This window comes from Paraburkholderia sp. SEWSISQ10-3 4 (genome assembly GCF_030464785.1).
Classification (GTDB): Bacteria; Pseudomonadota; Gammaproteobacteria; order Burkholderiales; family Burkholderiaceae; genus Paraburkholderia; species Paraburkholderia aspalathi.
In genome coordinates, this window is record NZ_JALPRI010000007.1 from 136,555 (window position 1) to 149,080 (window position 12,526).

At 61.1% G+C, this 12,526-nt stretch carries 12 protein-coding genes; 8 read left to right on the plus strand and 4 right to left on the minus strand.

The features are described 5' to 3' along the window. Positions 1 to 11: 11 nt before the first annotated feature. The 3 genes from M0D68_RS16870 to M0D68_RS16880 all read left to right on the plus strand — a co-directional run bounded on the left by M0D68_RS16870 (position 12) and on the right by M0D68_RS16880 (position 3,745). Complete coding sequence (locus tag M0D68_RS16870) at positions 12 to 1,829, plus strand: tetratricopeptide repeat protein (protein WP_211706954.1); 1,818 nt, start codon at positions 12 to 14, stop codon at positions 1,827 to 1,829. A 178-nt stretch (positions 1,830 to 2,007) separates the two neighbouring features. After that, positions 2,008 to 2,583, plus strand: a complete 576-nt coding sequence (locus M0D68_RS16875) for an ANTAR domain-containing response regulator (RefSeq protein ID WP_054036012.1) — start codon at positions 2,008 to 2,010, stop codon at positions 2,581 to 2,583. A gap of 10 nt (positions 2,584 to 2,593) precedes the next feature. Then, complete coding sequence (locus M0D68_RS16880) at positions 2,594 to 3,745, plus strand: CmpA/NrtA family ABC transporter substrate-binding protein (RefSeq protein WP_211706955.1); 1,152 nt, start codon at positions 2,594 to 2,596, stop codon at positions 3,743 to 3,745. 22 nt (positions 3,746 to 3,767) lie between these two features. Here M0D68_RS16880 and M0D68_RS16885 read toward each other — a convergent pair whose 3' ends face one another. Together M0D68_RS16885 and M0D68_RS16890 are read right to left on the minus strand one after the other, a co-directional pair. Further along, on the minus strand, positions 3,768 to 5,186 hold the full coding sequence (locus M0D68_RS16885) for a sensor histidine kinase (RefSeq protein WP_211706956.1): 1,419 nt from the start codon (positions 5,184 to 5,186) through the stop codon (positions 3,768 to 3,770). Further along, entirely contained in the window at positions 5,183 to 5,854 is a 672-nt protein-coding gene (locus tag M0D68_RS16890) for a response regulator (RefSeq protein ID WP_093635997.1), read from the minus strand. Before M0D68_RS16890 ends, M0D68_RS16885 begins: the two co-directional genes overlap by 4 nt. Positions 5,855 to 5,993: 139 nt before the next feature. On the opposite strand from M0D68_RS16890, the gene M0D68_RS16895 reads away from it, so the two are divergent. The 5 genes from M0D68_RS16895 (at position 5,994) to M0D68_RS16915 (ending at position 11,485) form a co-directional block, all read left to right on the plus strand. After that, positions 5,994 to 7,082 carry an ABC transporter substrate-binding protein gene (locus M0D68_RS16895; protein ID WP_211706957.1) on the plus strand — a complete coding sequence of 363 codons (1,089 nt, stop codon included), beginning with the start codon at positions 5,994 to 5,996 and terminating at the stop codon, positions 7,080 to 7,082. Between the two features lie 100 nt (positions 7,083 to 7,182). After that, positions 7,183 to 8,952, plus strand: coding sequence for an iron ABC transporter permease (locus M0D68_RS16900; protein ID WP_211706958.1), 1,770 nt, complete (start codon positions 7,183 to 7,185; stop codon positions 8,950 to 8,952). After that, positions 8,945 to 10,012 carry an ABC transporter ATP-binding protein gene (locus M0D68_RS16905; protein WP_093636003.1) on the plus strand — a complete coding sequence of 356 codons (1,068 nt, stop codon included), beginning with the start codon at positions 8,945 to 8,947 and terminating at the stop codon, positions 10,010 to 10,012. The genes M0D68_RS16900 and M0D68_RS16905 overlap by 8 nt, the downstream gene beginning before the upstream one ends. A gap of 80 nt (positions 10,013 to 10,092) precedes the next feature. Continuing rightward, on the plus strand, positions 10,093 to 11,169 hold the full coding sequence (locus tag M0D68_RS16910; RefSeq protein WP_266224856.1) for a porin: 1,077 nt from the start codon (positions 10,093 to 10,095) through the stop codon (positions 11,167 to 11,169). Positions 11,170 to 11,341: 172 nt separating this feature from the next. Beyond that, the gene (locus tag M0D68_RS16915) at positions 11,342 to 11,485 is read left to right on the plus strand and encodes a hypothetical protein (protein WP_167378415.1); all 144 of its coding nucleotides are present in this window, start codon (positions 11,342 to 11,344) and stop codon (positions 11,483 to 11,485) included. Positions 11,486 to 11,529: 44 nt separating this feature from the next. On the opposite strand, the gene M0D68_RS16920 is transcribed toward M0D68_RS16915, so the two are convergent. Both M0D68_RS16920 and M0D68_RS16925 read right to left on the minus strand, forming a co-directional pair. Next, complete coding sequence (locus M0D68_RS16920) at positions 11,530 to 11,970, minus strand: ester cyclase (protein WP_093636007.1); 441 nt, start codon at positions 11,968 to 11,970, stop codon at positions 11,530 to 11,532. 29 nt (positions 11,971 to 11,999) lie between these two features. Further along, complete coding sequence (locus tag M0D68_RS16925) at positions 12,000 to 12,506, minus strand: DUF1269 domain-containing protein (RefSeq protein WP_307857195.1); 507 nt, start codon at positions 12,504 to 12,506, stop codon at positions 12,000 to 12,002. Positions 12,507 to 12,526 lie beyond the last annotated feature (20 nt).

A 12,526-nucleotide genomic window follows, 5' to 3' on the forward strand; every position in this document is an offset into this window, starting at 1 on the left:
ACAGGCAAGCAATGAATCACGATGACGCAGACGTGAACGCTTTCGTCGCGCGCGCAGATGCCCATTTTTCCGCGCGACGTATGACCATGGCGATGATCGGTTACCGCAAGGTGCTCGCCGTGCGCCCGCACGACGCGCACGCGCTGCACCGTATGGGACTCGCCTGTGTTCATACGGATGAAATGGATCAGGCGCGCGCATACCTGGAACAGGCGTTGCAGGCAGCTCCTGAGCGGGCTGAATTGTGGGAACACGCAGGTCTGCTTGCCGCGTTGAAGGGTGACCATGCAGCGGCTGAAGCGTCCTATCGACGTGCGATCAGCCTGACTGGTGGTACCGCCAGTCTTCATCGGAACCTTGCCGACTGCCTGCGAGTGTCCGGCCGTCTTAACGAGGCAATGGTCCACTACGATAAGTCCGTTCAGATTGATTCGCGAGGACACCACGCCGTTCGCGCGCTTGCCCGAATTTGCACGGAGCTCGGGAAGGTCCAGGAAGCTGCTGACTACTGGCAACGAGCGTGGATGCTCGACCCGGCAAACCTGCAAGACGGACTCGACCTGATCGCGGCATTAGCTAAAGCCGGCCATAGTCGCCCGCTCAATGAAATGATCGAGCAGGTCAAAACCCGTATTGCCGACAATGCCGATTCGCTTAATTCATTAGCCTACGTGTTGAACACTAACGACCGCTTCAGCGAAGCGCTCAGCGTGGCCAGGCAGGGACTCGCCATCAATCCGCAACACCCGCTTCTGCATCACAACGCAGCAAGAGCACTCAGTATCACCGGCAACGTCGCCGAAAGCCGACCGCATAGTATCGAAGCAGCACGGCTTCTGCCGGATAACCCATACCTGCAGTTTCATCTCGCTGGCGTGCACCTGACCCTTGGTGAGTTCGAAGAAGGCTGGAAGAAGTACAGATGGTTTTACGAACTCCCCGGCACGGAACACGAGCGGATTCGCCCAGACTTCCCCGAGTGGCATGGCGAACCCGTCGCAGGGTGCCGGTTCCTGCTCGTCGGCGAACAGGGGCGCGGTGATGAAATCCAGTTCCTCAGATTCGCCGATTGGCTGAGTCGTCAGGGTGCAATGGTGGATGTGCTGGTCAGCCAGCCGATCGCGGGGCTGGCTGCGAGCATGGCAGCTGTGCGGACCGTGTTCACCACCCTGCCTCCCGGTCCATACGACTACTGGTGTCATATGCTAAGGATGCCGGAGCATATGAGCCTCGATTTACCCATGCTTCCGATTGCCATGCCCTACCTCGCGGCGACACCGGAAAAACTAAGTCATTGGCAGATTCAGATAGCAGCAGTTCCACAAGACACGACGCGCGCAAAAAACAAACGTGTCGGCATCGTTTGGGCCGGCAACCCGAACCACGTTCATGACCGTTACCGGTCGATTCGGCTCGATACGCTAAAGCCCCTACTTGGGCTTGCCGGGGTAACCTGGTATTCAGTGCAAAAAGGCGCCCGCGAGCGCGAAAGCGAGGGCCTGACGCATGAATACGACTTGCACACGCTCGGCCCTGCAATCCACGATTTCACGGACACCTTGGCGATATTGCAGACGCTCGATCTTCTGATTACCGTCGACACTTCCGTCGCGCATCTTGCCGGCGCGGCCGGGCTCCCCGTTTGGTTGCTCGCGCCGGCCTACCCGGAGTGGCGATGGCTGACCAACAGAACCGATAGCCCGTGGTATCCGTCAATGCGTCTATTCCGGCAGCAGAAACTGGGCGAGTGGGATCCCGTTGTCAAAGAAGTGCGAGCAGCGCTGCAACTGTGGCGTGACGCCCCGGCAGCCCACCTTTGCGCTCATTAAAACAATGTTCATACCTCGTGCGCCGCTTCGGTGCATGCCTTGCGCATGCCCCGTACGGGTGCAGGCCCTGCTGTCTAAACTATTTATAAGCCCATGATCGCGTTGCCTTCAGCGTAATCGTCCCGCACTGGCATACACGTTGCTTTATCGGTAGTCAGCCGTCGATAAACCACACCCCATGCTGCGTGTTCTCCTCGTAACCGATACCGACAAGCCGATAGGCGATCTGCGCGATGCCCTCGCACGACTCGGCTACGAGATGCTGGCCGGCACGGCGACGCCGCAAGCGCTGCATCGCGTGGTTCAGAGCGAGCGGCCCGACGTCATCATCATCGATACGGAATCGCCGTCGCGCGACACGCTTGAACAACTCGCGGTGATGAACGCCACCGCGCCACGTCCGGTGCTGATGTTCAGTCACGATGCGAATCAGCAATTGATCCGCGACGCGGTCGGCGCCGGAGTCACGGCCTATCTCGTCGAAGGGCTCGCCACGGAACGACTGGCGCCGATCCTCGAAGTCGCCCTCGCACGATTCGCACAGGAATCGGAGCTGCGCGAACGCCTCGCGCAAGTCGAAAACGAACTCGCCGAGCGCAAGCTGATCGATCGCGCCAAACGCCTGCTGATGGATCAACTGAAGATCACGGAACACGCCGCCTATGCCAACCTGCGCAAGCGCGCAATGAACCAGGGCGTCAAACTCGCCGAAGTCGCGCGCGCCGTCGTCGCGGCGGCCGACTCGCTCAAATGAAGCGCCGCACATGAACTCTCCCACCTCCCTCGCCCCATCGTCCGCGCCTGCGTCGCTCGAGAAAACCCATCTGCGGCTCGGTTTCGTTGCACTTGCCGATGTCGCACCGCTCGTCGCCGCGAAGCTGCTCGAATTCGGTCACGCTCATGGCTTGACACTGGAACTGTGCCGACAGCCGTCATGGGCCGCCGTGCGCGACAAACTGCTGTCGGGCGATCTCGATGCGGCGCATGCACTCTACGGTCTCGTCTACGGTGTGCAACTCGGCCTCGGTGGTCCGCAAACGGACATGGCCGTGCTGATGGTGCTCAATCGCAACGGCCAGGCCATCACGCTTTCGAATCGTCTCGCAGATGCTTTAGCCAAACACGGCACCCTCCCCAAGGCTTTGGCGACGCTCGAACGCAAGCCGGTGTTCGCACAGACCTTCCCCACCGGCACGCACGCCATGTGGCTGTACTACTGGCTCGCGTCGCAAGGCGTGCATCCGTTGCACGATATCGAGAGCGTGGCGATTCCGCCGCCGCAAATGGTCGCCGCGCTCGCGGAAGAAAGGCTCGATGGCTTCTGTGTCGGCGAGCCGTGGAATGCGATGGCTGAAGCGGAAGGCGTCGGCAGAACGGTCGCCTATACGAGTGAAGTGTGGCCCGATCATCCAGAGAAGGTGCTGGCGTGCCGGCGAGATTTTGTCAGCGCGAATCCGAACACGGCGCGAGCGCTGGTGCAGACCATGCTCGAAGCGTGCCGCTGGCTCGACGGCGCGGGGCATCGCGAGGAGATCGCACGCTGGCTCGCGCGGCCGGAATTTATCGGCATCGATGAAGCGTTGATCGCGGCGCGGCTCGGTAGCGAGATCGCGGCCTCAGCGCCGCGAGGTTTGCCCATGCGATTCTTTGATAATGGCACAGTGAACTATCCGCGAACAACCGACGGTGCGTGGTTTCTCACCCAGTTCGAACGTTGGGGCATGATTGACCCACGCGCGGATTACGCGGAAATCGCGGCGCACATCAATCAGACGGAGTTATATCGCGAGGCGGCAGCACGCGTCGGCATCGTGGTGCCGGGCGACGAGCGCTCTCAAGTGCTGATCGACGGTAAGGTGTGGGGTAGCGAAACGGAACCCACGGCCTACGCTCAGAGCTTCACGATCCGCGCGTAGCGATGCGGTTGCAACATGCTCGTCACGCGGACTTTAACGCCGGAAACAGCACGCTAACCACCAACCCACCACCGGACGCATCACTCAACGCAATCACCGCGCCATGCACGCGTGTGATCTCCCGCACGATCGATAAACCCAGCCCGCTGCCCTCGACCGCCTGCGTCGCTTCGCTGCGATAGAACCGCTCGAACACCGCATCGCGTTCACCGATGGAAATCCCCGGCCCGTTATCGATCACCTGCAGCAACGGTTGCTCAGCTTCGCATGCAACGCGTACGGTAATCACCGCCCCATCGCCCGAATAACGAATCGCGTTGTCGATCAGATTGCCGACCAGTTCCGCCAGCAGATCGGTCTGACCCATCACGTCGATACGCACGTCCTGTTCAAAGCCGAGATCGATACCACGCGAGCGCGCCACCGGCGACCAGTCGAGCGTGACGCTGCGCGCCACTTTATGCAGCGGCACAGCGGCATGCTTGATCGTATAACCGCTGTCCGCATCGAGCCGCGAGAGCGACAGCAATTGCTGCACGATACGCACCGCCTGCTGCACCGCGCGATTCAGCCGTCGCAAATGCACGCCTTGCCGAGCATTGCCGTTCGAGGGCTCATCGCCACCGTCGATATCGCGCAACGCCAGCTCCGACTCCGCCTGAATGATCGCAAGCGGCGTCTTTAACTGATGCGCCGCGTCGTTAAAGAATCGCCGGCGCGATAACTGCATCAACTGCGTGCGGCCGATGTACTGATTGATCGAATCGACCAGCGGCGCGACTTCACTCGGCAGGCCCACCGTATCGAGCGGCGTAGGATCGTCCTCGGCACGCGCGGCGACTTTCGCCGACAGGCGGTTCAGCGGCCGCAAGCCGCGCGCCACCCCCAGCCACACAATGCCGAGCGCGAGCACCACCAGCAGGAATTCCTGTTGCAGTGAGCCAATCAGAATCTCGCGCGCCAATGCCTGGCGCTGCTCGATCGTTTCGCCGACCCGCACCAGCACCACACGCGTCTGCGCTGACGGCACATCATGGACTGGCAATCTCAGCATCGCGATGCGTAACGGCCGTCCGCGAAACACGTCGTCGTAAAACTGCACACTGTAGGGCTCGGCAAGCGCCTTCGTGCCTGAGGGCAGATCCGGATAGCCGGTCACCACCCGGCCGCCCTCCTCGCGGATCTGATAGTAGATGTTGCCGCCGCCGTTGGATTCGAACATCTCCAGCGCGAGATACGGCAAGTCGACTTCGATCTGGCCGTCGCGCAAACGGATACCGTCGCGTATCGAACGCAGCGAAAACTCCAACGTGCGATCGAAAGCCGCATGCGCCGCGTTCATTGCGCGCTGATACGTGAGCCATGCATCGAAGGCGAGCAGCAGAAGCAGCGGCAGCAACAACCAGAGCGCGACGCGAACGCGCAGATTCGGCCGCGTCATGCGTCTTTCGCTTCCAGCAGATAGCCAAGCCCGCGCAGCGTCACGATGCCGACCGAACTGCGTTCGAGTTTCTTGCGCAGACGATGCACGTAGATTTCGATGGCATCGGCATTCACCGATTCATCGAGCCCAAAGATTTTCTCGGAGAGCGTGTCCTTATTGATCGCGCGACCGTTACGCAGAATCAGCACCTCGAGCACCGAACGTTCGCGCGGGGTCAAGGCGAGCGGCTCGCCATTGAGCGTGAAGCCGCGGTCGACGCTGTCATAAAGCAGCGTGCCGCATTGCGCATGCAGCGGTTCCTGGCCGTGACTGCGGCGCAGCAGCGCCCGGGCACGCGCCTCGAGTTCGGTAAGCGCAAAGGGCTTGGCGAGGTAATCGTCGGCGCCGAGATCGAGTCCGCGCACGCGCTCTTCCACCGAACCATGCGCAGTCAGCATCAATACCGGCACCGCGTTGCGCCGCGCGCGCAAACGACGCAGCACTTCGAGGCCGTCGAGCTTCGGCAAACCGATATCGAGAATCACCAGCGCGTAGTCCTGTGTGCGCAAAACATGGTCGGCGGATTCGCCGTCGTGCATGCAGTCAACCGTGAGTTTCGCGCTGGTCAGCGCATCGGTTAGCGAGCGGGAAAGGATCGGATTGTCTTCGACGAGCAGCACACGCATAAACAGAATCCCAGGGAAATCCATGAGGCGAATTCGACCATTGTGACGCATTTTCCTCGAAAACTGAAAGCATTCAGAAAGCACGCGTCTCTTACCATTCGCCTACACAAAACAAACACAATGTTTTCTGGAGGAAGACGTGCAAATCTCTTTGAAGTATCTCGCCGTAGCCGTTGTATTCGCCGCAAACTCAGCATGGGCGGCCTTTCCGGCCGGTTATCCCAGCGATTACCAGACCACCGTCGACGGGGCAAAGAAGGAAGGCAAGCTGATCGTGTATTCGGTCACGGACACGGCCCTCGTGCGCCCGCTCATCAAGGATTTTGAAAGCTTGTATGGCGTCAAGGTCGAATACAACGACATGAACAGCACCGAGCTGTACAACCGCTACATCAGCGAAAACGCGGCCAGCAGCACGAGCGCCGACGTGCTGTGGAGCTCGGCGATGGACCTGCAGGTCAAGCTCGTCAACGACGGTCTGATGGCGAGTTACGAATCGCCCGAAGCGAAGCAGTTGCCTCAATGGGCGCAGTACCAGAAGCAGGCGTACGGCACCACGTATGAGCCGCTGGCGATCGTCTACAACAAGCGCTTGCTGGCCGCAGGGGAAGTGCCGCAAACCCGCGCCGATCTGATCAAGCTGCTGCAAAGCAAACCGGATCAATTCAAGGGCAAGGTCACCACGTACGACATCGAAAAATCCGGCGTCGGCTTCAACTATCTGACGCAAGACGCGCGCGTCAATCCTCAAGTCACGTGGGACCTCGTGAAAGCAATGGGCGCCACCGGCCCGAAACTGCAATCGAGTACCGGCGCGATGATGGAGCGCATTTCTTCGGGTGAAAACCTGATCGGCTACAACATTCTCGGCTCCTACGCGCTCACCAAAGCGAAGAAGGACCCGTCGATCGGCTACGTCTACCCGAAGGACTACACGCTGGTGGTGAGCCGCCTCGTGACGATTTCGAAGAAGGCGCAAAGCCCGAACGCCGCAAAGCTGTGGGTCGATTACCTGCTGTCGCAACGCGGCCAGACCTTGCTCGCGAACCAGGCGAGCCTGTTCTCGATTCGCGCGGACGTCGACGGCGAAACGTCGATGGCGGGTCTCACGAAACAACTCGGCGACTCGCTCAAGCCGATCCCGATCGGCTCCGGCCTGCTGGTTTATCTCGACCAGTCCAAGCGGCTTGAATTCCTCAAGCAATGGCAACAGTCGATCAAGCGCTAAGCCTCGGCTGACCTGACGGCGTCCACGCTGAAACGCGCGGACGCCGCGCCTTCCTTCACTACCTGTCGATATGCGGCTTTCACGCTGCAGGGGGACACTCATGCTTTCCACTAGCGCAACCGGACACCGCGATGCCCCACCTCTCGCGGCCGACGGCGGCACGATAGGCGCGCTGCCGCGCGGCGGTCTGCAGCCGTTTGCGGGGCTGCTGCGCTGGCTCGTCATCGCGGTGCTGACCGTCGCGGTGGCGCTGCCGCTCGGCTTCATTCTGTTCCAGAGCGTGCTGAACGCGCCGTTCTTCGACGCCAAACGCACGCTCGGTCTTGCCGGCTTCGAATTCATTTTCAGCGACCCCGACTTCTGGTCCGCGCTGAAGAACTCTTTCGTCATCGCGGCAGGGATGCTGTTCATCTCGATCCCACTCGGCGGCATTCTCGCGTTCCTGATGGTGCGCACCGACCTGCCGTGCCGCCGCTGGCTCGAACCGCTGCTGCTCACCCCCGTATTCGTTTCGCCGATGGTGCTCGCATTCGGCTATGTGGTCGCGGCCGGTCCGGTCGGCTTCTATTCGGTCTGGTGGAAGGCACTGTTCGGCACCGCCGAAGCGCCATGGAGCGTGTACTCGATTCTCGCGATTACGATCATCGTCGGCCTCACGCATGTGCCGCACGTGTACCTGTATTCGTCGGCGGCGCTGCGCAATCTCGGCTCGGACGTCGAAGAAGCGGCGCGTGTCGCCGGTGCGCGACCGTTCCGTGTCGCGCTCGACGTCAGCCTGCCGATGACGCTGCCAGCATTGTTATTCGCCGGCGTGCTGGTGTTCTTCCTCGGCTTCGAAGTGTTTGGTCTGCCGCTCGTACTCGGCGACCCCGAAGGTCACCTCGTACTGGCGACGTATCTGTACAAGCTCACCAACAAGCTCGGCGTGCCTTCGTATCACCTGATGGCCGCGGTCGCCGTGTGCATCGTCGCAATCACGTTCCCGCTCGTGCTGCTGCAACGACGCCTGCTGAAGAGCGCGAACCGCTTCGTCACGGTCAAGGGTAAGGCGGGACGTCAAACCGTACTGCCGCTCGGCGCATGGCGCTGGGTTGCGCTGGCGATCGTCGCGCTGTGGCTGCTGCTCACGGTGTTCGTGCCGCTCTCCGGCATCACGCTGCGCGCGTTCGTCACCAACTGGGGCGAAGGCGTGAATCTCGCCGAAGTGCTGACGCTCGCCAACTTCACCGAGTTGTTCGAACAGGACAACCTGGTCCGCGCGATTCTCAATACGCTCGGCATCGGCGTGCTCGGTGGCGCGCTCGCAGTGGGTTTCTATTCGCTGGTCGCCTTTGCCGGTCATCGCCGCAACGACTGGGCCACGCGCCTGCTCGACTACCTCGTTCTGCTGCCGCGTGCGGTGCCCGGCCTGCTCGCCGGTCTCGCCTTCCTGTGGATTTTCCTCTTCGTGCCCGGCCTGAAGGAACTGAAGAACTCCATGTGGAGCATCTGGATCGCGTACACGGTCGTGTGGCTCGCGTACGGCATGCGCCTGATTCAAAGCGCGTTGCTGCAGGTCGGCCCCGAACTCGAAGAAGCGGGACGCAGCGTCGGCGGCACCCGCGCGCGCGTCAGTCTCGACGTGACGCTGCCGCTCGTGCGTTTCGGTCTGCTCGCGGCATGGCTGCTGATCTTCATGATCTTCGAGCGCGAATACTCGACCGCCGTCTATCTGCTCTCGCCCGGCACGGAAGTGATCGGCGCGCTACTGGTGTCGCTGTGGGCGACCGGCGCGGTCGATCAGGTCGCGGCGCTTTCTGTCATCAACATCGCGATGGTCGGCGTCGGACTCGGCGTCGCCCTGCGCTTCGGAGTGAAATTGCATGGATAAGCTCTCGGTCGACAACCTGTTTCTCAGCTATGGCGACAACCCGATTCTAAAGGGCGTGTCGTTCGAACTGAACCCCGGCGAAGTGGTATGCCTGCTGGGCGCATCGGGCAGCGGCAAGACCACCCTGCTGCGCGCAGTCGCGGGACTCGAACAACCGTCTTCGGGCCGTATCGAACTGGACGGCAAGGTGTTTTTCGACGGTGCGTCCAAAGTCGATCTGCCAGTCGAACAACGTTCGCTTGGGTTGGTGTTTCAGTCGTATGCGCTGTGGCCGCATCGCACGGTGGCGGACAACGTGGGCTATGGATTGAAGTTGCGACGCGTATCGAGCGCTGAGCAAAAAAAGCGTGTGCAGTCTGCGCTCGACCAGCTCGGCCTCGGCCATCTCGCCGCGCGTTATCCGTATCAACTTTCCGGTGGCCAGCAACAGCGTGTGGCGATTGCGCGGGCGCTGGTCTACAACCCACCCGTCATTCTGCTCGACGAACCGCTGTCGAATCTCGACGCCAAGCTGCGCGAAGAAGCGCGCGCCTGGTTGCGCGAACTGATCGTATCGCTCGGCCTGTCCGCCTTGTGCGTCACGCACGACCAGACCGAAGCGATGGCGATGTCCGACCGCATCCTGCTTCTGCGCAACGGCCGCATCGAACAGGAAGGCACGCCCGCTGAACTGTATGGCGCGCCCCGCTCGCTCTATACCGCCGAATTCATGGGCAGCAATAACCGGATCGACGCGCGCGTTGCCGCGGTCGACGGTGAACGCGTGACGCTGGCCGGCGACGGCTGGCAATTGCAAGCCCAGGCGCGCGAAGCGCTTACCACCGGGCAAAACGCGCAGGCCGTGATTCGCCTCGAGCGCGTGCAGGTCACCGATGGCCCAGGCGCAAACCGCCTCGAGGCCGACCTCATCACGTCGATGTATCTCGGCGATCGTTGGGAATACCTGTTCCATTGCGGCGATCTGCGCCTACGCGCCTTCGGCCATGTGCCGCGCGCCGCCGGCCGTCACTGGATCGAATTCCCGGCCAACGACTGCTGGGCCTTCGCACAGGCGGGCTGAAGCGAGTTAAAACGTGCTGATGGACCCAGCCACACCGTATCCCCAACCGAAGTGAATAAACCAAGCACAGGAGACTGTTGATGAAGTCGAGCATGACAAAGGCGACCCTCGGCGTGACGTGCGCCGGCCTCGCTGGATTTGCAGCAACGGCGCATGCGCAATCGAGCGTGACCTTGTACGGGATCGTCGATGCGGGCGTCGAATACGTGAATCATGCGAGCAAGGACGGCGGCGCTGCGCGTCTTGTCTCGGGCGGCAAGAACACCTCGCGCTGGGGCCTGCGTGGCGTCGAAGACCTCGGTGGCGGACTGAAGGCGGTCTTCCAGTTGGAGAGCGGCATCAACGTCGCGAACGGCCAGTTCGACGACGGTCCCGGCGCGATCTTCGACCGCCGCGCCACAATCGGCCTGAAAAACCGCTTCGGGCAAATCACGCTCGGCCGCAATTTCACGACCACCTACGACTACATGCTGCAGTTCGACCCGATGGGTTACGCGCCGAACTATTCGTGGGCGACGTCATCCACTGCTACCGGTGGTCGTAAGGACGGCTTGTTCTCGCGCTCGGCCAACGCCGTGCGCTATGACGGCACGTACGCCGGCTTCAAGTTCGGCGCCATGTACGGCTTCGGCAACGTGCCGGGCAGCATGAAGTCGAGCTCCAAGTACGACTTCGGTCTCGGCTACGAGAACGGTCCGTTTGCCGTCGTCGCCACCTTCGACCGGCAGAACGGCGCGAACGACAGCGTGACGCCCGCGGATACCACCAACTACATTCAAGGCATCCACGCGGGCTTGAGCTACGACTTCGGCACGGTGAAGGCCATGGCCGGTTATCGCAACTATCGGCGCACCTTCCACACCGCCGCGCCGACCTTGCGCAGCGATATGTACTGGGTCGGCGGCCAATACGATGTGACGCCGTTCTTCTCGCTGTTTGCCGCGGTCTACCATCAGGACATCAAGGACGCGAGCGACGCCGATCCGACGCTGTTCTCGCTGCGCGCGCAATACGCATTGTCGAAGCGGACGGTGCTGTATATGGCGGGCGGTTACGCGATGGCCAAGCATGACAACGCGGTCAGTCTGTCGCGTGACCTGACTGGCGCGGCGGATACGCAAGCGGGTGTGACGGCGGGGATTCAGCACCGGTTCTGACGCATCATGAACGGATAACGCATAGAGGCGTGCAGGCATCCAAAGCGGAGCGAGGCGCGGCGAAGGTCAATCCTTCGCCGCGCCTCGCTCGTTTGCTTTTAGATGGATTCGGGCAGTCCATTCGCCTAGAATGGATCAGACAAACGGAGCACTCGCCGACAGGAGCCATGCCATGTCCCAGGTAAGCCGTGATACCCGTAAGACGCCTCGCCACGGCCTGCTGTGGTTCATTGCATTGTGGCTGCTTGGCGTCGGCGGGACGGCACTGCTCGTGCTTCCGTTTCATCTCCTGGTCGCTGCAGCAATGCATCACTAGCATCGGCATGGTCGCCGGCGCTTCTGCGTCCGTCCTTGCGCAATTCAAGAATGTTCAAGCGTTGGTGGCAACTGTCCAAGTTGCCGGAACACCGATAGCCAGTCTTCAAGATGCCACGTCTTCGCGATTAAATTTCCACGCATCTGATGGAAAGAGTGAATCGCGAAGCTGATGTGTTTGGAACTGGCAGCAATGCCCAGTAGCGTCCCGGTTTGCGTGCCCGTGATCTCTGCGCGAACGCCCACCCGGTCTCCATGAATCAACACGTCGAGAATGGTGATTTTCATATCCGGCAGTGCTGTGGCGATGTTCGCGAATATTTGAACCATCTGGTCAGGTCCCGGCGCCGCCCCAGCGGGCTCAGGAATATATTCCCAATCGGGCGTAACGACCTTTCGTAACAACACGACGCTTTTCTGCTCGAAGGCGCGATAGAGCCCTTCAATCGCTTCACGAGTGGTAGCTTCGTCGGTAGATACGGCCATGTCCGGTTACTCCTGAAGAATGCACACGGTCAGGCAAGCGGTTTGCGAAACACACTCCCGCCGTAACCGAGCACGATATTGTCGACTTCAAACGGTGACGCCTCCTGCGCCTCGAGGATGAATGCCACGTGGCCCGGGGTCAGTTTGCCGGATATCGATGCGACCAGGTCGTCGTCGAACGTCGCCTTGATCGCATGCTCAGCCAGTCCACCGCTCGCCCCTATCGTGAAGCCAAGTAGCGCCCCTGCCGGTCCACCAAGCATCCCAATCAAACCGCCCGTCAGCGCACCGATCACTGTGCCCCAAAACGGCCGGGTTTGCTTGTCGAGCAGGATCAGCTTACCTGTGGCGTCCTTTTGAACCAGCACGCCGCTCTCGATTTTGAAACCAAGGTCTTTTTCCTCAAAATTCCGGAAATCCCGACCGGCTCTTTCGGCGACGTCCACACTGTCGAAAACCGCGACGATCAACTGTTGTGCCATTTGATAGCTCCTTGACTCGGCTACGTTGTCTATCAAAGATAGTGATTTTCGCATCGCGTGCCATTTGTTTATTT

What these genes read in the sequence shown, in the direction of transcription:
- M0D68_RS16925 (WP_307857195.1), bottom strand. Translation starts at nt 12,506, where the DNA reads ATGCGAAAATCACTATCTTTGATAGACAACGTAGCCGAGTCAAGGAGC.
- M0D68_RS16915 (WP_167378415.1), top strand. Translation starts at nt 11,342, where the DNA reads ATGTCCCAGGTAAGCCGTGATACCCGTAAGACGCCTCGCCACGGCCTG.
- M0D68_RS16875 (WP_054036012.1), top strand. Translation starts at nt 2,008, where the DNA reads ATGCTGCGTGTTCTCCTCGTAACCGATACCGACAAGCCGATAGGCGAT.
- M0D68_RS16920 (WP_093636007.1), bottom strand. Translation starts at nt 11,970, where the DNA reads ATGGCCGTATCTACCGACGAAGCTACCACTCGTGAAGCGATTGAAGGG.
- M0D68_RS16890 (WP_093635997.1), bottom strand. Translation starts at nt 5,854, where the DNA reads ATGCGTGTGCTGCTCGTCGAAGACAATCCGATCCTTTCCCGCTCGCTA.
- M0D68_RS16910 (WP_266224856.1), top strand. Translation starts at nt 10,093, where the DNA reads ATGAAGTCGAGCATGACAAAGGCGACCCTCGGCGTGACGTGCGCCGGC.
- M0D68_RS16885 (WP_211706956.1), bottom strand. Translation starts at nt 5,186, where the DNA reads ATGACGCGGCCGAATCTGCGCGTTCGCGTCGCGCTCTGGTTGTTGCTG.
- M0D68_RS16905 (WP_093636003.1), top strand. Translation starts at nt 8,945, where the DNA reads ATGGATAAGCTCTCGGTCGACAACCTGTTTCTCAGCTATGGCGACAAC.
- M0D68_RS16870 (WP_211706954.1), top strand. Translation starts at nt 12, where the DNA reads ATGAATCACGATGACGCAGACGTGAACGCTTTCGTCGCGCGCGCAGAT.
- M0D68_RS16900 (WP_211706958.1), top strand. Translation starts at nt 7,183, where the DNA reads ATGCTTTCCACTAGCGCAACCGGACACCGCGATGCCCCACCTCTCGCG.
- M0D68_RS16880 (WP_211706955.1), top strand. Translation starts at nt 2,594, where the DNA reads ATGAACTCTCCCACCTCCCTCGCCCCATCGTCCGCGCCTGCGTCGCTC.